This window comes from Mucilaginibacter sp. 21P (assembly GCF_019331605.1).
GTDB classification, from domain to species: Bacteria; Bacteroidota; Bacteroidia; order Sphingobacteriales; family Sphingobacteriaceae; genus Mucilaginibacter; species Mucilaginibacter achroorhodeus.
Genome location: NZ_CP063061.1, coordinates 3,279,312 through 3,300,782, shown reverse-complemented (window position 1 = coordinate 3,300,782; position 21,471 = coordinate 3,279,312). Strand labels below are relative to the sequence as shown.

22 protein-coding genes are annotated in these 21,471 nt (G+C 43.2%); 14 read left to right on the top strand and 8 right to left on the bottom strand.

The features are described from left to right. Nucleotides 1-20: 20 nt before the first annotated feature. Nucleotides 21-1,052, top strand: a complete 1,032-nt coding sequence (locus tag INP83_RS14720; RefSeq protein WP_219124851.1) for a LysM peptidoglycan-binding domain-containing protein — start codon at nucleotides 21-23, stop codon at nucleotides 1,050-1,052. Next, a complete protein-coding gene (locus INP83_RS14715) occupies nucleotides 1,045-1,686 on the top strand; it encodes a uridine kinase (protein ID WP_219124850.1) in 642 nt (213 codons plus the stop codon). Before INP83_RS14720 ends, INP83_RS14715 begins: the two co-directional genes overlap by 8 nt. Nucleotides 1,687-1,749: 63 nt before the next feature. Here INP83_RS14715 and INP83_RS14710 read toward each other — a convergent pair whose 3' ends face one another. From INP83_RS14710 to rpsO, 3 genes are all read right to left on the bottom strand, one after another. Beyond that, on the bottom strand, nucleotides 1,750-2,019 hold the full coding sequence (locus INP83_RS14710) for a hypothetical protein (protein WP_146271362.1): 270 nt from the start codon (nucleotides 2,017-2,019) through the stop codon (nucleotides 1,750-1,752). 147 nt (nucleotides 2,020-2,166) lie between these two features. Continuing rightward, complete coding sequence (pnp, locus tag INP83_RS14705) at nucleotides 2,167-4,308, bottom strand: polyribonucleotide nucleotidyltransferase (RefSeq protein ID WP_219124849.1); 2,142 nt, start codon at nucleotides 4,306-4,308, stop codon at nucleotides 2,167-2,169. A gap of 128 nt (nucleotides 4,309-4,436) precedes the next feature. Continuing rightward, the gene (gene rpsO, locus INP83_RS14700; RefSeq protein ID WP_146271366.1) at nucleotides 4,437-4,715 is read right to left on the bottom strand and encodes a 30S ribosomal protein S15; all 279 of its coding nucleotides are present in this window, start codon (nucleotides 4,713-4,715) and stop codon (nucleotides 4,437-4,439) included. Between the two features lie 302 nt (nucleotides 4,716-5,017). Between rpsO and INP83_RS14695 the strand changes: the two genes are divergently transcribed. Further along, complete coding sequence (locus tag INP83_RS14695; RefSeq protein WP_219124848.1) at nucleotides 5,018-6,442, top strand: MATE family efflux transporter; 1,425 nt, start codon at nucleotides 5,018-5,020, stop codon at nucleotides 6,440-6,442. An 86-nt stretch (nucleotides 6,443-6,528) separates the two neighbouring features. Continuing rightward, nucleotides 6,529-6,939 (top strand): thioesterase family protein, encoded by a 411-nt coding sequence (locus INP83_RS14690; protein WP_146271370.1) that lies wholly within the window; start codon nucleotides 6,529-6,531, stop codon nucleotides 6,937-6,939. 6 nt (nucleotides 6,940-6,945) lie between these two features. On the opposite strand, the gene INP83_RS14685 is transcribed toward INP83_RS14690, so the two are convergent. Then, nucleotides 6,946-8,856: a glycoside hydrolase family 127 protein gene (locus INP83_RS14685; protein ID WP_219124847.1), complete on the bottom strand. Its 1,911-nt coding sequence runs from the start codon at nucleotides 8,854-8,856 to the stop codon at nucleotides 6,946-6,948. Between the two features lie 124 nt (nucleotides 8,857-8,980). Further along, complete coding sequence (locus INP83_RS14680; protein ID WP_219124846.1) at nucleotides 8,981-9,295, bottom strand: hypothetical protein; 315 nt, start codon at nucleotides 9,293-9,295, stop codon at nucleotides 8,981-8,983. Between INP83_RS14680 and INP83_RS14675 the strand changes: the two genes are divergently transcribed. Continuing rightward, nucleotides 9,294-9,995 (top strand): SGNH/GDSL hydrolase family protein, encoded by a 702-nt coding sequence (locus tag INP83_RS14675; protein WP_219124845.1) that lies wholly within the window; start codon nucleotides 9,294-9,296, stop codon nucleotides 9,993-9,995. The genes INP83_RS14680 and INP83_RS14675 overlap by 2 nt on opposite strands. A gap of 11 nt (nucleotides 9,996-10,006) precedes the next feature. Here the strand turns inward: INP83_RS14675 and INP83_RS14670 are convergent, their stop codons facing one another. Beyond that, nucleotides 10,007-10,237 carry a hypothetical protein gene (locus INP83_RS14670; RefSeq protein WP_219124844.1) on the bottom strand — a complete coding sequence of 77 codons (231 nt, stop codon included), beginning with the start codon at nucleotides 10,235-10,237 and terminating at the stop codon, nucleotides 10,007-10,009. A gap of 96 nt (nucleotides 10,238-10,333) precedes the next feature. On the opposite strand from INP83_RS14670, the gene tam reads away from it, so the two are divergent. The 6 genes from tam (at nucleotide 10,334) to INP83_RS14640 (ending at nucleotide 15,185) form a co-directional block, all read left to right on the top strand. Then, entirely contained in the window at nucleotides 10,334-11,119 is a 786-nt protein-coding gene (tam, locus tag INP83_RS14665) for a trans-aconitate 2-methyltransferase (protein ID WP_219124843.1), read from the top strand. Nucleotides 11,120-11,201: 82 nt separating this feature from the next. Further along, a complete protein-coding gene (locus INP83_RS14660; protein WP_219124842.1) occupies nucleotides 11,202-12,404 on the top strand; it encodes an MFS transporter in 1,203 nt (400 codons plus the stop codon). 112 nt (nucleotides 12,405-12,516) lie between these two features. Then, on the top strand, nucleotides 12,517-13,104 hold the full coding sequence (locus tag INP83_RS14655; RefSeq protein ID WP_219124841.1) for a hypothetical protein: 588 nt from the start codon (nucleotides 12,517-12,519) through the stop codon (nucleotides 13,102-13,104). An 8-nt stretch (nucleotides 13,105-13,112) separates the two neighbouring features. Next, a complete protein-coding gene (locus tag INP83_RS14650; RefSeq protein WP_219124840.1) occupies nucleotides 13,113-13,772 on the top strand; it encodes a hypothetical protein in 660 nt (219 codons plus the stop codon). Between the two features lie 101 nt (nucleotides 13,773-13,873). Next, a complete protein-coding gene (locus tag INP83_RS14645; RefSeq protein WP_219124839.1) occupies nucleotides 13,874-14,551 on the top strand; it encodes a sensor histidine kinase in 678 nt (225 codons plus the stop codon). Then, complete coding sequence (locus INP83_RS14640; RefSeq protein WP_146271394.1) at nucleotides 14,532-15,185, top strand: response regulator transcription factor; 654 nt, start codon at nucleotides 14,532-14,534, stop codon at nucleotides 15,183-15,185. The genes INP83_RS14645 and INP83_RS14640 overlap by 20 nt, the downstream gene beginning before the upstream one ends. Nucleotide 15,186: 1 nt before the next feature. On the opposite strand, the gene INP83_RS14635 is transcribed toward INP83_RS14640, so the two are convergent. After that, nucleotides 15,187-15,504 carry a hypothetical protein gene (locus INP83_RS14635; RefSeq protein ID WP_219124838.1) on the bottom strand — a complete coding sequence of 106 codons (318 nt, stop codon included), beginning with the start codon at nucleotides 15,502-15,504 and terminating at the stop codon, nucleotides 15,187-15,189. A gap of 121 nt (nucleotides 15,505-15,625) precedes the next feature. Then, complete coding sequence (locus INP83_RS14630) at nucleotides 15,626-15,898, bottom strand: hypothetical protein (protein WP_219124837.1); 273 nt, start codon at nucleotides 15,896-15,898, stop codon at nucleotides 15,626-15,628. 66 nt (nucleotides 15,899-15,964) lie between these two features. Between INP83_RS14630 and INP83_RS14625 the strand changes: the two genes are divergently transcribed. The 3 genes from INP83_RS14625 to INP83_RS14615 are packed head-to-tail and all read left to right on the top strand — an operon-like array spanning nucleotide 15,965 to nucleotide 21,439. Next, nucleotides 15,965-16,702 carry an ImuA family protein gene (locus INP83_RS14625; protein ID WP_219124836.1) on the top strand — a complete coding sequence of 246 codons (738 nt, stop codon included), beginning with the start codon at nucleotides 15,965-15,967 and terminating at the stop codon, nucleotides 16,700-16,702. Nucleotides 16,703-16,704: 2 nt separating this feature from the next. Next, nucleotides 16,705-18,210, top strand: a complete 1,506-nt coding sequence (locus INP83_RS14620) for a DNA polymerase Y family protein (RefSeq protein ID WP_219124835.1) — start codon at nucleotides 16,705-16,707, stop codon at nucleotides 18,208-18,210. Nucleotides 18,211-18,220: 10 nt separating this feature from the next. Continuing rightward, entirely contained in the window at nucleotides 18,221-21,439 is a 3,219-nt protein-coding gene (locus INP83_RS14615; protein ID WP_219124834.1) for an error-prone DNA polymerase, read from the top strand. Nucleotides 21,440-21,471: the final 32 nt, after the last annotated feature.

The window sequence follows — 21,471 nt, the reverse complement described above, 5'->3', positions numbered from 1 at the left end:
ATTACCGGGGACACTAATTTATGAGGATATTGAAAAAACTGCTTATATCATCTTCGCTAATGGTTATTTCAGCTGCAACTTTTGCCGCTACGATGCCTGCAGATTCGATAGGTGTTGAAAATAATAATGGTAAAAAAGTGATCCTGCATAAGCTTGATCCAAAAGACAATTACTATTCGATCGGTCGCCGCTATGGCGTTAGCCCCAAGGTGATACAACAATTTAATAATAACTCCAGCCTGCAAATTGGACATATTATTAAAGTGCCAACAGAGCGCTCAATTGTAGAGAGTACAGGCCCTGCCCCAAAAACAGAGCAACAGGCACAGGCAAAATCCCAGGCGAAGCCAGTAACCACCCCTCCTGTTACAAACCCCGTGCAGCAACAGCCGCAAACCCCGGTAAAAAAGGAGGAAGCCAAAACATCACCTGTAAACGCACAACAGCCAGCGCCTGTTCAGCAACAGCAAACTGTACCGCAACAACCAGCAGCAACACAGCAGCAGTACAAGGTATCGGCGCATGAAACCCTTTACTCTATCGCCAAACGCTTCGGCACAACAGTAGATGCTATTACCAGCCTTAACAAGCTGAGTAATACCAACCTAACGCCAGGCCAGGTTTTATTAGTGCCTAATGGCGTACAGCCAGCACAGGCTCAACAAGATGCAACTGCCACGCCGGTTGCTCACCAGGATATCAGCAGGGGCGACAGCAGCACCATAGCTGCTGACAGCCTTAACAGGCATATCTCCTCTAAATACGGTTTGTTCGAAAAAAATGAAAAAGGTGTAGCTACCTGGATAGATGATACCAGCCTTGATCCTAATAAAAAACTTATACTGCACCGCACAGCCCCTATTGGCACTGTGATGCGCATTACCAACCCTATGAATGGTAAGGTTACCTTTGCAAAGGTTGTAGGCCGCTTTACTGATAGCGAATCAACCCGTGATGCAATTGTGGTGATGACTAAAAATGTCGCATCAGCTTTAGGCGCTTTAGACAAACGTTTCCAGGTAAATATCAGCTACGGTACTCCAAATGAATAAACCTTATGTTATTGGCATTGCCGGCGGAAGCGGATCCGGTAAAACTTTCTTTTTAAAATGCTTTCTGGAACACTTTACAGCTGATGAAGTGTGCCTGGTATCGCAGGATGATTATTATTTCCCCGTTGGGCATACCATGACCAAAGAGGAAAATAAGCTATACAACTTCGATCTGCCATCAACTATAGATCATGAGCATTTTGAGAGCGATATTTTCAAACTTTTGAATGGAGAATCGTTCACTAAGGAAGAATACACCTTTAACAATCCTGACGCGCCCAAGAAGCTTTTGGAGATCAAACCTGCACCTATTATTATGGTGGAAGGGTTATTTATCCTCCATTTTAAAAAAATAGCTGAGGTGTTGGATATGACCATCTTTATTGATGCCGACGAAGAAGTAGCCCTGCAGCGCCGCCTTAAACGAGACCTTTTAGAACGTGGCTACTCCAATGAAGATGCGTACTACAAATGGGTAAACCACGTAGTGCCTTCTTACAGAGAGTACCTGCTACCCTATCGTGAAAGCTGCGATAAAATAGTGATCAACAACACACAGGAAGCGGCAGATATCATCAAAATAACGGACGAAATTTCAGACGAGTTACGCGAGAAGGTGTTTGGGGAAGTTTAATAATTACTGAAGTATAGAATTATTGATTGAAATTCACCAATTCAATCCTTCACTCATTAAAAATCAGTCGCAATTCAGCAACAGATCATAGTATTTTTTCATTAGTACGGTATCGTAGTTAACTAATGAATTATAGGCCTCGGTCACCAACTCATTCAAAATAGAGGAGCCGAGCTGCCCTGCACCATTTGGAATGGAGTCGTAGTAAGCGATAAGTTCCTTAACCCTGATGATTTCGTACAGGAGCTTTTGGATCAGGTCGGTTTGTTCACCGGCTGGCATCCCCTTCGCATTACTGAGAAAATCTAAAGGGTCGTTAGTAGTAGATGACATTTTCAAATTAGGGCCCGGCTAAATCCACAATTATCCTTAATAACGGGAAACCAGCAAAGCGATAATTTTGTTTTAAAAAATTTCAAATTTCCATTCCAAAAACAAGAAAACCCTCATTAAGAGGGTTTTCTTGTTTTGAAAATGATATTATTTGTTCTCAGCAGGTTTATTTTGTTCCGGCTTTGGCAATAATGCCTTGCGTGACAATTTCAATTTACCTTGCTTATCAACATCAAGTAATTTTACACGCACTTCGTCGCCAACCTGGAAGATACCGTCCATGCTTTCGAAACGTTTGTGATCGATCTCAGAGATGTGTAACAAACCGTCTTTACCAGGCATAATCTCAACAAATGCACCAAAAGGCATAATTGATTTTACTTTACCTTCGTATATTTCGCCCACTTCCGGTTTAGCGGCAATGTTACGGATGCGGGTTAACGCAGCGTCAATTGCGGCTTTATTATCGGCAAATATTTGAACGATACCAACGTTGTTAACTTCCTCGATAGAGATAGTTGCGCCGGTTTCGCGTTGCATTTCTTGTATAATTTTACCACCGGGCCCGATAACTGCACCAATAAACTCTTTATCGATCTTGATAGATACGATGCGTGGAGCATGTGGTTTGTAATCTTCGCGCGGAGCAGACATGGTTTTAGCCATCTCGCCGAGGATGTGCAAACGGCCGTCTTTAGCCTGGTTAAGTGCGTTGCTTAATACTTCGTATGACAGACCTTTGATCTTAAGGTCCATTTGTACGGCAACAATACCGTTTTTAGTACCGGTTACTTTGAAGTCCATATCACCTAAGTGGTCTTCATCACCTAAAATATCTGACAGGATAGCATATTTTGTACCCATTTCATTGGTGATCAAACCCATTGCAATACCAGATACCGGGTTGGTTATTTTAACACCTGCATCCATCAAAGCTAATGTACCGGCACAAACCGTAGCCATTGATGAAGAACCGTTTGATTCCAAAATATCAGATACAACACGGATAGTGTATGGGTTCTCGTCACCTGACGGCAATACACGTTTTAATGAACGCATAGCCAAGTTACCGTGACCGATTTCGCGACGGCCCGCACCCCTGTTAGGGCGCACCTCACCGGTTGAGAAACCAGGGAAGTTATAGTGTAACAAGAATTTTTGATAACCGTTGATGAAAGCACCATCGATCATTTGCTCATCGTCTTTAGCACCCAATGTAACGGTAGTAAGCGATTGAGTTTCGCCACGCGTAAATACTGCAGACCCGTGTGCCGATGGTAAGTAACCTACTTCGCTCCATATAGGGCGAATCTGGGTAGTGCTACGGCCGTCAAGGCGTTTGCCTTCGTCCAACACCAGGTTACGGATAGCATCATACTCCACATCGTGATAGTATTTTTTTGCTAATGATTTAGTGATGTCATCTATTTCGCCCAAGCTTTCTATGTATTCATCACGGATAGCTTTGAATTTAGCTGCGCGCTCATCCTTTGCAGATGCTTCACCTGCGGTAGCATAAACCTTATCATAAGTAGCAGCGTAGATGGCTTTTTCAAGCTCATCATTGCTGTGCTCGTGTCTGTAAACGCGTTTTTCGGTTTTACCAACCTCAATAGTTAACTCTTTTTGTGCTAAGCACTGAATTTTAATTGCTGTATGCGCAAATTTAATTGCTTCAACCAGTTCTTCTTCCTGTATCTCAGCACTCTCGCCTTCCACCATGTTGATATCGTGCTCGTTACCGGCAACAATAAACTCAAGGGTAGCGTTAGCTAATTGGCTAAGAGTAGGATTAATAACCAACTGGCCATCAATTTTAGCAACACGCACTTCTGATATTGGGCCATTAAATGGAATATCAGAAACAGCAAGCGCTGCTGATGCAGCTAAACCAGCAAGCGCATCAGGCATAATATCTTTATCAGCGCTGATCAGGCTGATCATTACCTGCGTATCGGCATGATAATCTTCAGGGAACATCGGGCGCAACGCGCGGTCAACCAAACGAGAGATCAAAACCTCGTAGTCTGATAAACGTGCCTCGCGGCGTAAAAAACCACCGGGGATACGGCCTGTAGAGGCGTATTTCTCCTGGTAGTCTACAGATAGCGGAAGGAAATCGACACCTTCTTTTGCCTCTGGAGATGATACTACCGTAGCCAATAACATGGTATCACCCATTTTAACTACTACAGAACCATCAGCTTGTTTGGCCAATTTACCGGTCTCGATCTCAATGGTGCGACCGTCACCTAAATCAATAACCTTTTTAATTACGTTTAAACTCATCTTTTTTGTGTTGTGGCTTGCTTTTCATCTTCAGGAGCAAACCGGTTTTTTATGTGTGTATAATAAGATGCTAAATTAAAAAAGCCATCCTAACATGCGGACGGCTTTTTATTAAAAACTTGTAAAAGTTATTTGATGATATCCCTAAGCTGTAGCGCTTTGATGATAGCACGATATCTTTCAATGTCTTTGTTGTAAAGGTATGCCAATAATGCACGGCGTTTACCTACCATTTTTTGTAGTGATAACTGGGTTGAAAAATCTTTTTTGTTGTTTTTCAAGTGACCGGTTAAATGTGCAATACGGGTAGTGAATAATGCTACCTGACCTTCGGCAGAACCTGTATCAGTTGAGCCTTTACCATGTTTTGCAAAGATCTCAGCCTTTGCTTCTTTACTTAAATACATTACCTGAATAATATTAAAGCGTGTATACTTTTGTTAATTGTGGTGCAAAGATAAGCTTTTAAGTCAAAAGTAAAAATTCAAAATTCAAAAGATTGATTTAAGGTATCTCTCTATAAATCAGGAATATTTTAGAGTTTCACTTTTGAACTTTTACTTAGCATTTGTCGCAATCAGCCCTTTAATATGTCCTTATCATACTGCTCCGGTCAAAACTTTCCGGTTAATTTTGCCTGAGTTATATTTTACTGCTTTGCGCCGTAAAGCTTATATTTATTCACTCAAACGATAATCAGGCTTAAACTATGTCACCAATAAATGCCGCCAAAGGCAAGGCATATTCTTTTTTCACGATACTTAAACAGTCGCTAAAGGGCGAACATGTTGACCTTACCTCTATCACCATCAAACGGGCTATCGTATTGTTAGCCATCCCCATGATGCTGGAGATGGCCATGGAATCTGTTTTTGCACTGGTCGATCTTTATTTTGTTGGCCATCTCCCAAACAGCAGCCTGGCTATACAAACGGTTGGCTTAACAGAATCTGTACTTACAGTTATTTACTCTTTAGCTATTGGTTTAAGTATGGCAGCAACTGCCGTGGTTGCCCGTCGCATAGGCGAAAAAAATCCGGAGGCAGCATCAAAAGCCGGTATGCAAACAGTAGTGATAGCTGTTATCGTAAACATAGTCATCAGCATAATTGGCCTGCTCCATGGCAGAGACTTATTGTTGTTGATGGGGGCCTCACCAGAAACTGCCAACCATGGGCAAAACTTTGTGCGAATCATGATGGGTGGAAGCCTAATTATCGTTTTGCTTTTTCTGATAAACGGTATTTTCCGTGGAGCCGGAAATGCCGCCATTGCCATGCGCAGCCTATGGATAGCCAATATAGCCAACATCATCCTCTGCCCTATTTTTATCAGAGGCTTAGGGCCTATACCTGCTTTTGGTTTAACAGGCGCAGCAATAGCCACTACAGTTGGCCGCAGTTTAGGGGTATTGTATCAGGTTTATAATTTGTTCAACAACAAAAATGCACTTACCGTGAGGATAAGCTATCTGGTGCCGGACTGGGATCAGATAAAAGCCATAATTAAAGTTGCCGCACCGGGTATATTACAGTTCATCATAGCCAGTTGCAGCTGGATATTTTTGGCTGAACTTGTTGCCACAACCGGCGGCGACAAAGGCTCGGCCGGTTATCAGACGGCTCTCAGGTTGATGATGTTCTTTATGCTGCCTGCTTGGGGATTAAGCAATGCTGCAGCTACACTGGTTGGTCAAAACCTCGGTGCTGGGCGAGTTGACCGTGCCGAGCAATCCGTTTTTCAAACCATTAGGTACACGGCAGTTTTCCTGGGTGTGGTAACTGTATTATTCCTCACCTGCGGCCATTTGTTTGCTTCCTTTTTTACCGAAGATGAAGAAGTTAAAAGCGTTGCAGCAAAAGCATTGAAGATCATTAGCGGCGCTTTCATCATTTACGGTATGGGTATGGTTTTCACCAGTGCATTCAACGGCGCCGGCGACACCTGGACACCTACCAAAATAAACTTTTTTACATTTTGGCTTTTTCAGATACCGCTTGCGTACTTACTTTCAAAATATTTTGCCATGGGGCCAACAGGGGTTTTCATATCGTTGCCGGTCTCAGAGATAGGTTTAACCATTGCAGCTTACATCTTATTTAAGAGAGGTAAATGGAAAAGCAAGCGGGTTTAACAGCACACGCTATCTTAACAATGCCTCCAATTAAAACAACAACTCCCGATTTTACTTTTTACTTTTGAATTCTAACTTTTGAATTAATGCCATACAGCACTTTTGAGACCGAACACCGTGTACGCCCCGATGATATAGATATGTTTCAGCATGTGCATAACAGCAAGTATTTTGATTATGTGCTGGCTGCACGTTATGAGCAAATGGAAACCTGCTATGGAATGGGCATGGAAAAATTTATGGAACGCGGCTTTGGCTGGGTAGTCCGTACCGCTCATGTTGACTACAAACGCGCCCTTACCATGGGCGAATACTTTAAAGTGCGTACAGGCATAGAAAGCGTTAATGATAAAGGCTGTCGGGTTGCCTTCACCCTAACCAGCAAAGCTACCGGCAAAGTTTGCTGCGACGGTTATTTCGATTATGTAATGATCGACATTAAAACAGGCCGCGGTATAAAGGTACCTGAAGATGTGATTGAGCATTACGGGATATAATAATTATCACTCTCCCACCGGCAACCAAACCATCATATCAGATTTACCACGATTATCCCAGCTGTAATATGGTATTGCCGTCAGGGTTCCTTTGCCTGGCAGGTTTGTTTTTAATTCTACTATGCCACCCAACAAATCTTTATTATAGGCGGAGGTAAAGACAGCATTTTTAGGGATAGTTATATCTGCAGGATTGTTGATCTTGTCCGACCGTTCTACACAATAAACTAACGGCCCGCGTTGCAGGGCTACTTTGTTTCTTGCGTCCTTGATACTGTCAATAGCTGTTATCTGATTTACCTGCATCGGCAGGTCAAGGCTTACTACATCACCTTTTTTCCAGGTATTGTTTATCACTGCGTAGCCGTTACTTATCGTAAATTTTATTGGCCTGCCGTTAAGTTTAAGCGTAACCGGTTTGTTTGTAACTTTAGCATATTTATAAGTTTCGCCCGGCACAGGTTTGTCAGTAGCCCAGCCCGGTATACGTACGTAAAGTGGGAACTGTGTACGTTTATCAGGAGAAACCCTAATGTTGACCAAACCTTTCCATGGGTACTCTGTCTGCTGGCTTATCTGCACATTACCGTTTTTTAGCGGAACGGTGGTATTACTGCCGACAAAAAGATTCACCCAAACAGCATTATCATTTGCAGCATAAATGTAATTACCTAACGATTCTACCAGCCTTGCAACATTTGACGGGCAGCATGCCGTACCGAACCATTCTTTGCGGGTGTGGTTACCGTTGGCCTGTAAAACGTTTTCGTAAAAGAAATGATCGCCACTTAATGACAGGCCATCCAGCGCACCGTTGTATAAACTGCGTTCAAGCACATCTATGTATTTTGCATTCCCGGTAAGCAGGTTCATACGCTCGTTCCATAAAACCATCCCTACCGAAGCGCAAGTTTCGCAGTAAGCATCTGCATTAGGCAGATCATAATCTATTGTAAAGCCCTCATTATTACCTGATGAACCTATGCCGCCAGTAATGTACATGTTTCGGTAAACCACATCCTGCCAAACGTTTTGCATGGCGTTCATATAACCAGGGTCGCTTTTTGCGGCACCTACATCTGCTGCGCCCGTGTATAAGTACATGGCACGTACGGCATGCCCTTCTATCTGTTTCTGATCTTTAACAGGCACGTCATCCTGGGCATATTTTACACCCATATCTTTCCTGTCCCATATCATGCCTTTGCCATAGCCGTGGCCACGTTGCTGCAGATACCAATCAGCCAAATCAAGGTATTTCACCTTCCCGGTAGCATGGTATAGTTTCACAAGCGCAAGCTCTATCTCTTCGTGGCCCGATACCCAATGCCTGTTCTGTTGCCTAAAGGTGCTGTCGATATTATCAGCTACACGTGTAGCCACATCCAGCAACTTGCGTTTACCAGTGGTATTGTAATAAGCTATGGCAGCCTCAATCAAATGGCCGGCATTATAGTCTTCATGCTTTTCCATGTCCGTCCAGCGGCCATCCATATTGCGCAAGGTGTAATACGTATTTAAATAGCCATCGGGCTGTTGTGCAGCAGCGATCTTATCTATCCAATCATCTGCTTTAGCTTCTAACTTTGGATCCGGATGATTTTTTAGTGAATACGCTATTGCCTCTAAAGCTTTGTAAACATCAGAGTCATCATAGTAAATACCTTCGTGTTTTTCGCCCTGTTTGTGTGCAACTTTTTCAAAGTTACGGATGCGGGGCGTTTTTATTTCCGTTTGCTCAATACAAACCGGAATAGTTACCGTACTGACGGTTTTTATACGCGGTGCCCAAAAATTATCAGTGATATTCACTTTGGCAAAACTAACCGATTGCATCTTTAACGACTGCCCCGTTAATTTCCCTGATACTAATACAGCAATGGCTATACTATACAGTAATTTACTTAATAATTGCATAAATGTAATTTAGACAAATAATAATTGGTCACCAAATATAAAAATTTAAGAACTAATTAAAATACAATAACAAGCACAAAAAAAGCCGCCTGTAAACAGGCGGCTTGTATATTTTGCAGTTTAATTATGCAGTAAGTTGTTGATCATCTTCATTTGGAGTTTTCATTTGAATAACCGGTGCAATTGGCAACTCAGTATTATAGGTCATTTGCTCAAATTCTTCTCTCGACCTCTTTAGTTCGTTTTGCAAACGATTCATTCCAAACTGAAGTGTAGTATAATTGGCATGAAAAGCAGACAATGTATCTTTCAATTTATCTGTTTGGGCTTTAAGCCGCTCTATATGCTGATGAAAATCCTGAGTGCTCACAATTATTAAGAATAATATCCAACAATAAACAATTTTTATACCATTTTTGACAATATCAATTATTACCATGAAAAAAACACTTTTAGTCTTGGCACTGTTCGCTTTTATAAACAAACGTTCCGTAGCGCAAGACTGGCCAAACCTGGCCAAATACCAACAAGAAAATGCCAAGGTTATGGCCGAGGTTAATCCCGGCAACCGGGTAGTATTTATGGGTAACTCGATCACCGAAGGCTGGAAAAGGGTTGATCCTGATTTTTTTGAGGCAAACAAAAATTATATTGACCGGGGCATAAGCGGACAAACCACACCTCAGATGGTTCTGCGTTTCAGGCAGGATGTGATTGATCTTAAACCAGCAGTGGTTACTATATTAGCGGGTACTAATGATATAGCAGGTAACACCGGGCCGGCAACGCTCGAACAGATATTCGGCAACATACAAACTATGGCGCAACTGGCAGCTACCTACAAAATAAAGGTGGTGATATGCTCAATTTTACCAGTTTTTGATTACCCATGGAAAACAGGTTTGCAGCCTGCGGAAAAAATCATCACGCTGAACAGCATGCTCAAAGAGTTTGCACAAAAGAACGGCTTTTACTACTTGGATTACCACAGCCTAATGAAAGACGACCGCGATGGATTACGCGCCGAATTAGGTAACGACGGTGTACACCCCAACAAAGATGGTTATGCCATTATGGAAAAAGCGGTGCAGCCGGTTATCGCTAAAGCACTAAGCGAAAAACCTAAAAAACTTAAATAATATACAGGCAGCTACGGCTGCCTTTTTTGTTTGATCTTAACGGTGCGGCGCAATAATTCATCACGTATAAGGGCACACTCTTCGTAATGTTCCCGGCTGATCTTTTGTTCTAAAAGATGATACAATTGAACGGATGTTAGTCCGATATAAGGCAAGCTGTTTACATTCAGCTCGGCAAGGGGTACTATAGCGCCGTCTGCGCTACGGAAGCCCAATTGAGGGTTTCTTTCGTTTAAATTCATGGGACAAGTAAGTTAGCCATCCGTTTCGATAATTCCTAATCGTTTCAGTTAATTTTTTTAAACTTAATCAAAGCACGACTTGTTCATTATAGTAACATGAGTAATCACAGCAACGACACTTGGTCGGCAGATTTGTACAGTAAGTACGAGGCCGAACGGAACCGCCCTATTTATGATCTGCTTAATCGTATACAAACTAACGCTATAAAAATAGCCGCAGATGTAGGTTGCGGGCCCGGAAACTCTACAGAGTTACTTAAACAAAAATTCCCTGATGCTAAGATCATCGGCATGGATAGCTCTGCCAATATGATTGAAGCTGCCCGCAAGCGCCTGCCTGAGGTACAGTTTGATATTGCGGATGTAGCCACCTGGGAAAATAAAGGGCCTTTCGATGTAATATTATCCAACGCTGTTTTACAATGGGTACCAGACCACGCCACTATCCTGCCTGCATTGCTTAACCGGCTTAATCCTGGTGGCACACTTGCTATACAGGTACCTGATAACTTTGCAGAACCTACCCATCGCTTAATGAGGCAAGTTGCAGCAAAAGGCCCATGGGCAGAAAAACTGACTGCAGCCCCAAAGCGCCTTGACCGGCAATCTCCTGATTGGTATTTCAGTCTGTTACATGGCAAAGTAGAATCAGTTGATATTTGGCGTACAACATACTTTCATCCAATTAAAACCGGGGCCGCCGGAATTGTTGAAATGGTAAAAAGCACCGGGTTACGTCCATATCTTGACGCTTTGGAAGCTGATGAACAACAGGAGTTTTTGGAAGAATATCAACAGCAGATAGCTAAAGAATACCCCGCTCAAGCAGATGGTACCGTGTTGCTGCCTTATCCACGTTTATTTATTGTGGCAATTAAATAAGTGCGCTTAACCATCGTGTTTAAAACTCATACGCGTTTTTAAAGCTCACTTTTCTTACACTTGCAAACGCTAAGTAAGTTCTATGGCCAAACCGGTACACCCCATTTATAATCTCCATTTTGCACTGGTTTGCTTAAGCTCGTTTTTATTTTCGTGCAGCTTTAATATGCTCATTCCGGAATTGCCTGCTTATTTAAGCAGACTGGGCGGTGCCGAACATAAAGGTTTGATCATTGCGCTATTTACGCTTACTGCAGGCATATCCCGACCTTTTAGCGGGCGATTAACTGATACCCTTGGCCGAGTGCCGGTAATGGCTGTCGGCTCCATCGTTTGTTTTATTTGTGGCTTTTTGTACCCTATACTCAGCACAGTAGCTGGCTTTTTATTTTTGCGTTTGCTGCATGGCTTTTCAACCGGTTTTAAGCCTACTGCGACCGCGGCTTATGTAGCTGACATAGTACCACGCGAGCGTTGGGGTGAAGCATTAGGTTTTCATGGTATTTGCTTTAGCACCGGCTTGGCTGTTGGCCCTGCTATTGGGAGCACCATAAGTTTATATTTTTCGCTTAACGTGCTATTTTACGTATCATCTTTTTTTGCGCTGATGTCTATCGCTATATTGATGAACATGAAGGAAACGCTGAAAGATAAACGCCCTTTCAGCCTATCAATATTGAAGATATCCCGCAAGGACATTATCGCCGTTGAGGTGCTTCCCACTGCCGTTGTTACCTTGCTGTCTTACGTAGCCTACGGCGCAATCCTTACCGTGATCCCGGATTGGAGCCAACACCTCGGTATCGTTAATAAAGGCTTATTTTTTATGGTATTCACCATTGCCTCTTTGCTTATAAGGTTTGTAGCCGGTAAAGTATCTGACAAGTACGGACGCATATCGGTTATCAACACTGGGCTGGTTTTACTTGTAATATCTTTATCTATCATCGGCTTTGCTAAAACCGTAACGGGGCTTATGCTCGGCGGTGTAGTTTATGGCGTTGCAACAGGCATCCTTTCCCCTGCCCTAAACGCCTGGACGGTTGATATGAGCCTTCCCGATCATCGGGGTAAAGCTATGGCAACCATGTATATTTCTCTCGAAGCCGGTATTGGTTTGGGCGCTTTGATCTCGGGTTGGTTTTATCAGGATGTAATTAGTATGGTGCCTGCAATTATGTACGCCAGTGGTATAGTAGCCACTATCGCTTTAATTTATATGGGTTTGAGGCATAAGACAAAAATCAAACGTTTACAGCCTGTTATAATTGAAAGCGAGATCTGACCATAGCTTGCTGACAGGGTAAAATCAGCTTTTTTTAAAATACTTTAAGGCAAAAAAAGGCAATTACATCAACTGATATTTGTCTACCTTCGGTGAACCCTTAATCCAGACTATGATCACTTATAAGAAAACCTTATTGACAGCAGCTATTGCATCCCTCGCCTTGGGCTCCTGCCAAAACCAACATGCAGATCTTAACGCCAATACCAATTATGCCGATCCTGATAGTATTACTTATGAATTGGCAAAAAAATATGTGAAAAATTACGAGAAACGTGCGGGATATATAGATTCGGTTTATTCTGAGAGTAATTTATCTAAAGTAAAAAAACTGCCAGACACACGTGCCATATGGTTTAGCGCAGACAGGCTACAGAAACTGGCCAATAAAGTAAAAAGCGAAGGTGGCGATGGCATACGCTTTTATCTTGCTGCTTATGACAGCGTTTACAGTGAAAGATTTACCGGCGGCCATAAACCCGACCGTATTTATTGGAACAGAAATACACTGGTGATGGTATCTACCAAGGACAGCACCAATAAAGTTGGTCAAAAGTTTCACCGCGACTACTATACTGATAAGCCTACCGCCAACACACCGCCCCGAGGTTTTATTGTTGGAAATCCACCCGAAAATCGCGGCGAAATATGCCCACCACCGAGAGATTGTAATACAATTGGTGCTACACTCATAAAATAAACCATACATTGAAGTTTATCAGCGTTAACACTGCATCAGAGTTTATTTGCTTCCTGGTTGCTTTTGTTTTTCTGTGGAAAGACAAAAGCACTACCTGGAAAATGCTTATTGCCTTTTTATTGCTGACATGCGTAACAGAAGTTACCGGTATCTATATGCGTGAGTTTTTGCAAATCCGCAACTACCCGGTTTATAATGTTTACTTGTTATTTGAGTGCGGCTTTACGAGTTATTTTTTTTACCACCTCTATCGGCCCTACAACTACCATATAAAATGGCTCTATGTATGGTACGGCATTTTTATGCTTATCTTCCTATCAGAGATGCTCCACAACAATTTTAAAGGATTTACCTCTGCAACGGCTTCTATCATGTCGGTGGTATTTGTTTTGGCCAGCTTGTATTTCTACTATTTGAAACTACGTGACGAAAAGTTTGAGCCGCTTCTTTATTCGGCCTCGTTCTGGTGGGTAAACGGCGCTTTGTTCTTTTACTTCGGCAGCACGGCATGCAACATTTTTATGGACTATCTTGCCGAATATGAGTCCATCACTTACAATAACTCAATCAGGTATATCATTTACAACGTGTTAGATGTAATTATGTATGCCTGCTGGTCATACGCTTTTATATGCAGATATCGTCAAAGGAAGTTATCTTTCTCATAGGTTTAACTTCTGTTATATTTCTTATTGCTCCCTTGTTCCTAATACTGTATGTACTGTCGTACAACCGGCGTAAGCGCAAGCATCAGGAAGATACTCTTACCATGCAGAAAACATTTGAAACCGAGTTATTGAAAACCCAAATGGAAGTACAAGAGCAAACGTTAAAAACTGTTGCTTATGACCTGCATGATAATATTGGCCAGTTACTAAGCCTCACCACCATAACACTGAGCTCGGTAGATCTTAACGATAGCCCGGGCGCAGCAGAGAAACTGGCATTGGTTGAAGACCTTACCATGCGGTCGATAAAAGAGGTTAAAGCCCTTTCGCGCTTGTTGCATGGCGAAGAAATTGTGAGCCGGGGATTAGCTGCAGCAATTGATTTTGAACTGGAATGGCTGCGGCGGTCGGATAAGTTTAAGATCAACTACAGCTACAACAAAGAAGTTATAGATCTTGACGCGGTAAAGGCCACCATCTTATTCAGGCTCTTCCAGGAGATCATCAACAACATAATACAGCATGCAAAAGCCACAGAGATAAACATTGATCTAAACCAAACTTACGATCTCTGCACCTTACAAATAACTGATAACGGTATAGGTTTTAACGTTGATGAAGCGCTTATCCGCAAAAGCGGGATGGGTTTACATAACATTGTTAAACGCAGCGCCATGCTCCAAGGCTCAGCCAACATCACTTCCTCGCCGGCTAAAGGCTCAAGCATCATTATCAAAATACCACAACAACCCACAACCAATGGAAAACTCAAAAATTAACATCGCCATAGTAGATGATCATACCTTGTTCAGACAAGGGCTTGCTAAATTGCTTTCGGAATCTAACGAGGTAAATGTGCTGTTTGATGCGGAAAACGGTGCAGATATGATAAATAAGCTTTGTAACCATCCTTTACCCGAGGTGATATTGATGGATATAACCATGCCCATAATGGATGGCTATGATACTACCAAATGGTTAAAAGAGAACCACCCTGATGTAAATGTACTGGCGCTGAGTATGTTTGAAGAGGATAAACCTATTATAGGTATGCTTAAAAGCGGTGCAGGCGGTTACATGCTTAAGCAATCAAAAACCGGCGACCTCATAAGTGCTATAAGAGGTATAGCAAGGCAGTCTTTTTATATTAATGAACTGGTATCAGGTAAGTTGTTACGTAACATACAAAACAACCAGCCTCAAAAAACTCAAAACGCCGGCCTAAGTGCAAACGAATTAAAGTTTTTGGAGCTGTGTTGTTCTGATTATACCTACAAACAAATTGCCGATATGATGCACCTTAGTCCGCACACTATTGATAATTATCGAGAGGCTTTGTTCCAGAAGTTTAATGTAAAATCAAGAACCGGCCTGGTGATATCGGCTTTAAAGAACGAATTGATAAAGCTTTAGCTTATTGCGGTTCAGCTGCCGGCTTTACTGCAACTTTTTTGGGGGCCGGTTTAGCCGGGGCTTCAGCTTTAGGTGCTACAGCCTCAGGCGCTTTAACAACGGTGTTGTCTTTCAATAAACCTTCTTTGTTGATCTTGATATCTTTGGCAAATTTGCGGGCAAGCTTTTTTGCCTCTTTTTCTATCTTTTTATCAAGTTTTTTTGAGCCTTCACCAAATTTTGAAGTGATCTCTTTTAACTGTACGGCTAAGTGCTGATGTATAGCACGTTGTGCGGTTTTTTTAGCTTCTTTGATAAGGGGTTTTAGTTTGTCCTTCATATATGATAGTATCTATTTGATTATCTGCACCAAAGCTAAACTAAGATAAGGTTAAATCCATATTATCATTATGTTAAGCATTAACAAGATACTTAACATTCTATTTTAGTTTTGCTGAGGTCTACAGTCGTTCCTCGTAGTTAACAATAAAACCAGCCAGTTGTTCCTGCTCGTTTACACTAAGGTCACCGCCGTTATAGATCCAATTGTTATCGGCATCAAATAAAATACTTCCTAAAAAATCAGGTTGGGCTTCATAAGCAGTGTACAAATGATAAGTTTTTACTGCATAATATTCTTCCATTGCAGGCACAATATTAATGATCTCATCCGCGCCGTTGTGGCGTTTTAACCAGGCACGGGCTTCTCGCTCGAGCGTAATATTTTTCGTCATCAAACAAAAATCAAAAAAAGATTTTATAAATACTAAAAATATTAGCAATTTTACAATTGTAAATATATGACAGAGGCCCGCCAAAATATCATCGAACGCTTGCAGAAAGACATACTTGGATGGCAGGGCTTTGTCTCGCCTGCTGTAGGTGAGCAAAAGGGGATTGGTTTAGGGCCTGTTGAAACTGCTTTTCCTAATGGAGTATTCCCTACGGGCAACATTCATGAAATGCTTTGTGCGCAACAAGAACAGGCAGCGGCTACAAGCGGATTAATGATGGGTATCTTATCTGTACTGATGAAAAACGGCGGAGCTTGTATATGGATAAGTACCGGCAGAAAATTCTTCCCTGCATCATCCCATCAATTTGGGGTAGCGGCACACCGATTGGTATTTGTAGATACCCAGCGCGAACGCGATACACTTTGGGCTATGGAAGAAGCACTTAAATGCGAAGGCATTGCCGCCGTTGTTGCCGAAGTGAATGATTTAAGCTTTGCACAGTCGCGGCGGTTACAATTGGTGGTTGAGGCCAGTAAGGTTACCGGTTTTGTTATGCGCAGCAATTTGCAAAAGCTAAGCACTACTACTTGTGTTTCCCGCTGGCAGGTAACGCCATTACCCAGCCAAACAGAAGGCGATCTGCCCGGTGTGGGGTTTCCGTGCTGGGAGGTACAGTTGCTAAGGGTTCGTAACGGGTTGCCCGGCACCTGGCAACTAAGCTGGAGCGATCAGGGCTTTACCTGGGGAACCGAACAGGAACCACAAATTGAATACACTGATGTACAATTACAGGTTGGTTAATTATGGGCAGGCGCTATGTTTCACTTTGGTTCCGTCATTTATTAACGGATTGGCTTACGCTTCGGCAGCCGGAGTTAAAGGATGTACCTTTCATACTGGTTGCACCCGAAAAAAACCGGCTGATTGTAAAAGCCGCAAACCATTTAACCGAAAGCTATGGCATTAGCACGGGCATGGCCGCTGCAGATGCACGTGCCGTAGTGCCCGATCTGAAGGTGCTGGATGCCGAACCCGGCAAAGCTGAAGAAATATTAAAAAAAGCAGCTGCCTGGTGTATACGTTATTCGCCCCTTATTGCTGTAGATGCTGATGGGTTGCTCTTGGATATTACCGGCTGCACGCATTTGTGGGGCAGCGAAAAGGATTACCTCAGATCATTAATAAAAACACTGATAACAAAAGGGTATGATGTGCGTGGAGCTATGGCAGATACAGTTGGCCTTGCCTGGGCGGTTGCACGTTATGGTAAACAAAAGCCTATTATAACAACTCAAGAGCACCAACAAGCTTTACTGACTTTACCACCCGAGGCTTTACGTATTGAATCAGAAACTGTTGACTTGCTATATAAACTTGGATTTTTTACAGTAGGACAGTTAATGGGGCATGAGCGTTCTGCCTTACGCAGAAGATTTGGAAACAGTTTTCTGTTAAGGCTGCATCAGGCTTTAGGTAATGTTGATGAGCCTTTGCAATACATCCACCCGGTTGAGGCTTATCATGTGCGGTTACCATTCTTAGAGCCCATACGTACAGCAGAAGTGATTGAAAAAGCGATCAATACGTTATTGAAAATGATGTGCGAACGGTTAAGTAGCGAAGGAAATGGTTTACGCAAAGCTGTTTTAAAAGGCTACCGTGTTGACGGACATTTAACAGAAACAGTGATTGGTACAAATAAGCCATCGAACAATGCTGCCCATCTGCTTAAATTATTCGCGTTAAAAATCCCAAACATTGAACCAGCTTTGGGGATTGAACTGTTTACACTTGATGCCTTTAAGGTAGAAGAAGTTGAACACAAGCAGGAAAACTTATGGCTGCTTGAAGGCAGCGATGAATCAACCGATGCCCTTGCAGGCTTGTTAGACCGTATTGGCAATAAAATAGGTGCACAAAACATTCATCGATACCTGCCGCAAGCCAGCTACTGGCCTGAAAGATCTATAAAACAGGCCTTATCACTAACAGATCAGCCTGAGATGGATTGGAACAATGGCAGGCCCCGCCCTTCGCTCCTTTTAAAGTATCCGCAACGTATTGAAGTGATGGCCCTGCTGCCGGATGACCCACCCAAACATTTTGTGTGGAAGGGGCAAAAGCACATCATCAAAAAAGCCGACGATGCCGAACGCATCGAACCCGAATGGTGGCAACATGCCGACAGGCACAAACACCGGGATTATTACATGATAGAGGATGAAAAAGGTTGCAGGTACTGGGTATTCCGTTCCGGGCATCACCAGGGTGGTGATACACGGTGGTACCTGCATGGTTTTTTTGCATAATGGGTATTAGATGGAAGAAGAAGTTAAAACCAAGTATGCGGAGTTGCAGATCACAAGCAACTTTACCTTTATGCTGGGCGGCTCACACCCCGAGGAATTTGCTGCACGGGCCAAAGAGTTAGGCTATACTAAAATTGCTATTACAGACCGTAACAGCGTTGCGGGAATTGTGCGTGCACACCAGCAAATTAAGAGTGATAAAAATGAAATAGGTTTCATTCCCGCATGCCGATTGGATCTGATAGACGGCCCGAGCCTGCTGGCCTACCCTACCGATGTTAGTGCCTGGGGCAGGCTTTGCGCCCTATTGTCATTAGGCAACCTGCGTACAGAAAAAGGTAAATGCGAGCTATACAAGAACGATGTTTACGAACACAAAAAGGGTATTAAATTCATTGTTATCCCACCCGAAAAACTGAATGATAGTTTTGATTTTGATGATGATTTTAAACGCAACCTGGCCGTTTATAAAAAAATATTCGGTTCCGAATTATATATAGCAGCCAGCCGCTTATACAACGGGCACGACAGGAAGCGTTTACACCGCATCAAAAAAACAGGCGTGCCCATAGTGGCTACCAATGATGTGCATTATCATGAACCCGCCCGTCGTGAACTGCAGGATATACAAACCTGCGTACGAGAGAAATGTACCATCAGCAATGCGGGTTTCCGTTTGCTGTCCAATGCTGAACGCTACCTGAAACCTGTTGAAGAAATAGAAAGGCTTTTTTCGCTTTACCCTGATGCTATTGAGCGCACACAGGAAATTGCCAATGCCTGTCATTTCTCATTAGATGAACTAAAATACCTCGAGCCAGAGTGGCGAAGCCCCGATGGACGTACCGCAGATGAGCACCTGCGCGAACATACCATGAATGGTGCGCACAAGCGATTTGGCGATCACATTCCACCGGAAATAAATAAGCAGATAGATTTTGAGTTAGCTTTTTTTGCACGCCGCAAGCTTGCCCCCTACTTCCTAAGAGTTTACGAATACACTCAGAAAGCCGAAGAACTGAATATTTTACATCAGGGCCGTGGTTCTGCAGCTAATTGTACGGTTTGCTATTGCTTAGGTATCACACCGGTAAATCCGCTTAAGCAAAAATTACTGTTCTCACGTTTTATGTCAGACTCGCGTGAAGAATGGCCGGATGTTGATGTTGATTTTGAGCACGAGCGCCGGGAGGAGATCATGCAATGGATATATAACACGTACGGTCGCGAACATGCAGCCATCGTGGCTACTGTAACCCAGGAACGCCATAAAGGTGCACTGCGCGATGTTGGCAAAGCAATGGGGTTATCAGAAGATACCATTAAGCGCCTCGGCGGCACCATCTGGAGCTGGGCCGAGGAGGGCTTTGACCGCGACCGCCTTGTTGCCCAGGGCATCAATCCGGATGATCCCCACATTGCAAAGGTTTTGGCGCTCACCAGTCAGTTAATGGGTTTTCCGCGGCAGTTGGGGCAGCACACTGGCGGCTTTGTAATCACACAAAACAAGCTCTCAGATATTTGCCCGGTGATGAATGCCCGCATGGATAACCGAACCCAATTGGAATGGGATAAGGACGACCTGGAAGCTTTGGGCATTCTTAAAGTAGACGTGCTGGCTTTAGGTATGCTAACTTGTATCCGTAAAGCGTTTGATATGCTGCAGCTCCACTATCACAAACATTACACTTTAGAAAGCGTAGAGCAGGATGATCCTGTTGTTTACGATATGATATGCAAAGCCGATACCATAGGCGTTTTCCAGATTGAAAGCCGGGCACAAATGTCAATGCTGCCCAGGTTAAAGCCGCGCGTGTTTTACGACCTGGTTGTTGAGGTTGCCATTGTACGCCCCGGCCCTATCCAAGGCGACATGGTGCATCCTTATTTACGTAGAAGAGATAAGATAGATCCTGAAATTTATCCCTCAGATGAACTAAAAGAAATCTTAGGACGAACGAAAGGAGTCCCTCTCTTTCAGGAACAGGCAATGGAAATAGCCATCGTAGCAGCGGGCTTTACCCCTGCTGAGGCCGATCAGTTACGACGAAGTATGGCAACTTTCAAAGCCAAAGGACAAGTAAGCGCTTTTCGGGATAAACTGGTAGAAGGCATGGTAAAAAAAGGCTATGAAGAAGACTTTGCCCGCAGGGTTTTTAAGCAGTTAGAAGGCTTTGGTAGCTATGGTTTCCCAGAGAGCCATGCAGCATCATTTGCGCATCTGGTATACATATCGTCATATTTAAAATGCCATTACCCGGATGTTTTTGCAGCAGCCTTGCTTAATAGTCAGCCCATGGGTTTTTACCAGCCGGCAGAAATTGTAGATGATGCACGCGAGCATAATGTTGTGGTACGCCCTGTAGATATCAACTACTCAGAATGGGATAATATACTTGAAGAAATAGATGGCGAATACCATGCTTTACGACTGGGTTTCAGGCAGGTAAAGGGTTTATCTTTACAGGATATGCAGGTGCTTACCACTAACCGCGGCATGGGCTACAAAAGCATTAGTCAGCTAAGTAATGCCGGCATCCCAACAGACGCTATTAAGGTATTAGCTGATGCTGATGCTTTTGATTCACTCAATTTAAACCGCCGCCAGGCTTTGTGGGAAATTGCCGCTTTAAATGATAAACCGTTAGCCTTGTTTGGCAACCAGCCATCGGAGAGCACAAAGGAGCGCCAGATAAGCCTGCCGCTGATGTCGAAATCAGAGCATGTGGTTCAGGACATTGCTGTTACAGGCTTATCCTTAAAAGCGCACCCGGTAAGCTTTATACGTTACCAGTTAGATATGCTTGGCGTAACCCCTACCGCAAAAATAAAAGAGCTTAAAAACGGCGACCGGCTAAAAACAGCGGGCATTATTACCGTTAGGCAACGGCCGGGTACTGCAAAGGGAGTGCTGTTTATCACCATAAAAGACGAAACCGGTTTTACCAACCTGGTGGTATGGGAAAAAATGTTTAATAAATACCGCCGCGAGATACTGCAAGCCCGCTTACTAATGGTTGAGGGACAAGTACAAATAGAAGGCCAGGTGATACACGTTGTTGTTAAACGTTGCTTTAATCTTAATAACCTGCTAAGCAAGCTTACTCAAAAGGGCGACGATTTCCCTGAGGTTACCCTATCACGCGCTGATGAAACAGTTTCGCCCGTACCGCAAAAGCGTGATATGTCTGTGGAAAGCATCTTACACAAAGGCCGTAATTTTCATTAAATACTTACAACCGGGCAGAATATTCGGGCTAA

Excerpts from the sequence above, each read along its gene's own strand:
- INP83_RS14720 (WP_219124851.1), top strand. The coding sequence starts at position 21 with ATGAGGATATTGAAAAAACTGCTTATATCATCTTCGCTAATGGTTATT.
- INP83_RS14715 (WP_219124850.1), top strand. The coding sequence starts at position 1,045 with ATGAATAAACCTTATGTTATTGGCATTGCCGGCGGAAGCGGATCCGGT.
- INP83_RS14710 (WP_146271362.1), bottom strand. The coding sequence starts at position 2,019 with ATGTCATCTACTACTAACGACCCTTTAGATTTTCTCAGTAATGCGAAG.
- pnp (WP_219124849.1), bottom strand. The coding sequence starts at position 4,308 with ATGAGTTTAAACGTAATTAAAAAGGTTATTGATTTAGGTGACGGTCGC.
- rpsO (WP_146271366.1), bottom strand. The coding sequence starts at position 4,715 with ATGTATTTAAGTAAAGAAGCAAAGGCTGAGATCTTTGCAAAACATGGT.
- INP83_RS14695 (WP_219124848.1), top strand. The coding sequence starts at position 5,018 with ATGTCACCAATAAATGCCGCCAAAGGCAAGGCATATTCTTTTTTCACG.
- INP83_RS14690 (WP_146271370.1), top strand. The coding sequence starts at position 6,529 with ATGCCATACAGCACTTTTGAGACCGAACACCGTGTACGCCCCGATGAT.
- INP83_RS14685 (WP_219124847.1), bottom strand. The coding sequence starts at position 8,856 with ATGCAATTATTAAGTAAATTACTGTATAGTATAGCCATTGCTGTATTA.
- INP83_RS14675 (WP_219124845.1), top strand. The coding sequence starts at position 9,294 with ATGAAAAAAACACTTTTAGTCTTGGCACTGTTCGCTTTTATAAACAAA.
- INP83_RS14680 (WP_219124846.1), bottom strand. The coding sequence starts at position 9,295 with ATGGTAATAATTGATATTGTCAAAAATGGTATAAAAATTGTTTATTGT.
- INP83_RS14670 (WP_219124844.1), bottom strand. The coding sequence starts at position 10,237 with ATGAATTTAAACGAAAGAAACCCTCAATTGGGCTTCCGTAGCGCAGAC.
- tam (WP_219124843.1), top strand. The coding sequence starts at position 10,334 with ATGAGTAATCACAGCAACGACACTTGGTCGGCAGATTTGTACAGTAAG.
- INP83_RS14660 (WP_219124842.1), top strand. The coding sequence starts at position 11,202 with ATGGCCAAACCGGTACACCCCATTTATAATCTCCATTTTGCACTGGTT.
- INP83_RS14655 (WP_219124841.1), top strand. The coding sequence starts at position 12,517 with ATGATCACTTATAAGAAAACCTTATTGACAGCAGCTATTGCATCCCTC.
- INP83_RS14645 (WP_219124839.1), top strand. The coding sequence starts at position 13,874 with ATGCAGAAAACATTTGAAACCGAGTTATTGAAAACCCAAATGGAAGTA.
- INP83_RS14640 (WP_146271394.1), top strand. The coding sequence starts at position 14,532 with ATGGAAAACTCAAAAATTAACATCGCCATAGTAGATGATCATACCTTG.
- INP83_RS14635 (WP_219124838.1), bottom strand. The coding sequence starts at position 15,504 with ATGAAGGACAAACTAAAACCCCTTATCAAAGAAGCTAAAAAAACCGCA.
- INP83_RS14630 (WP_219124837.1), bottom strand. The coding sequence starts at position 15,898 with ATGACGAAAAATATTACGCTCGAGCGAGAAGCCCGTGCCTGGTTAAAA.
- INP83_RS14625 (WP_219124836.1), top strand. The coding sequence starts at position 15,965 with ATGACAGAGGCCCGCCAAAATATCATCGAACGCTTGCAGAAAGACATA.
- INP83_RS14620 (WP_219124835.1), top strand. The coding sequence starts at position 16,705 with ATGGGCAGGCGCTATGTTTCACTTTGGTTCCGTCATTTATTAACGGAT.
- INP83_RS14615 (WP_219124834.1), top strand. The coding sequence starts at position 18,221 with ATGGAAGAAGAAGTTAAAACCAAGTATGCGGAGTTGCAGATCACAAGC.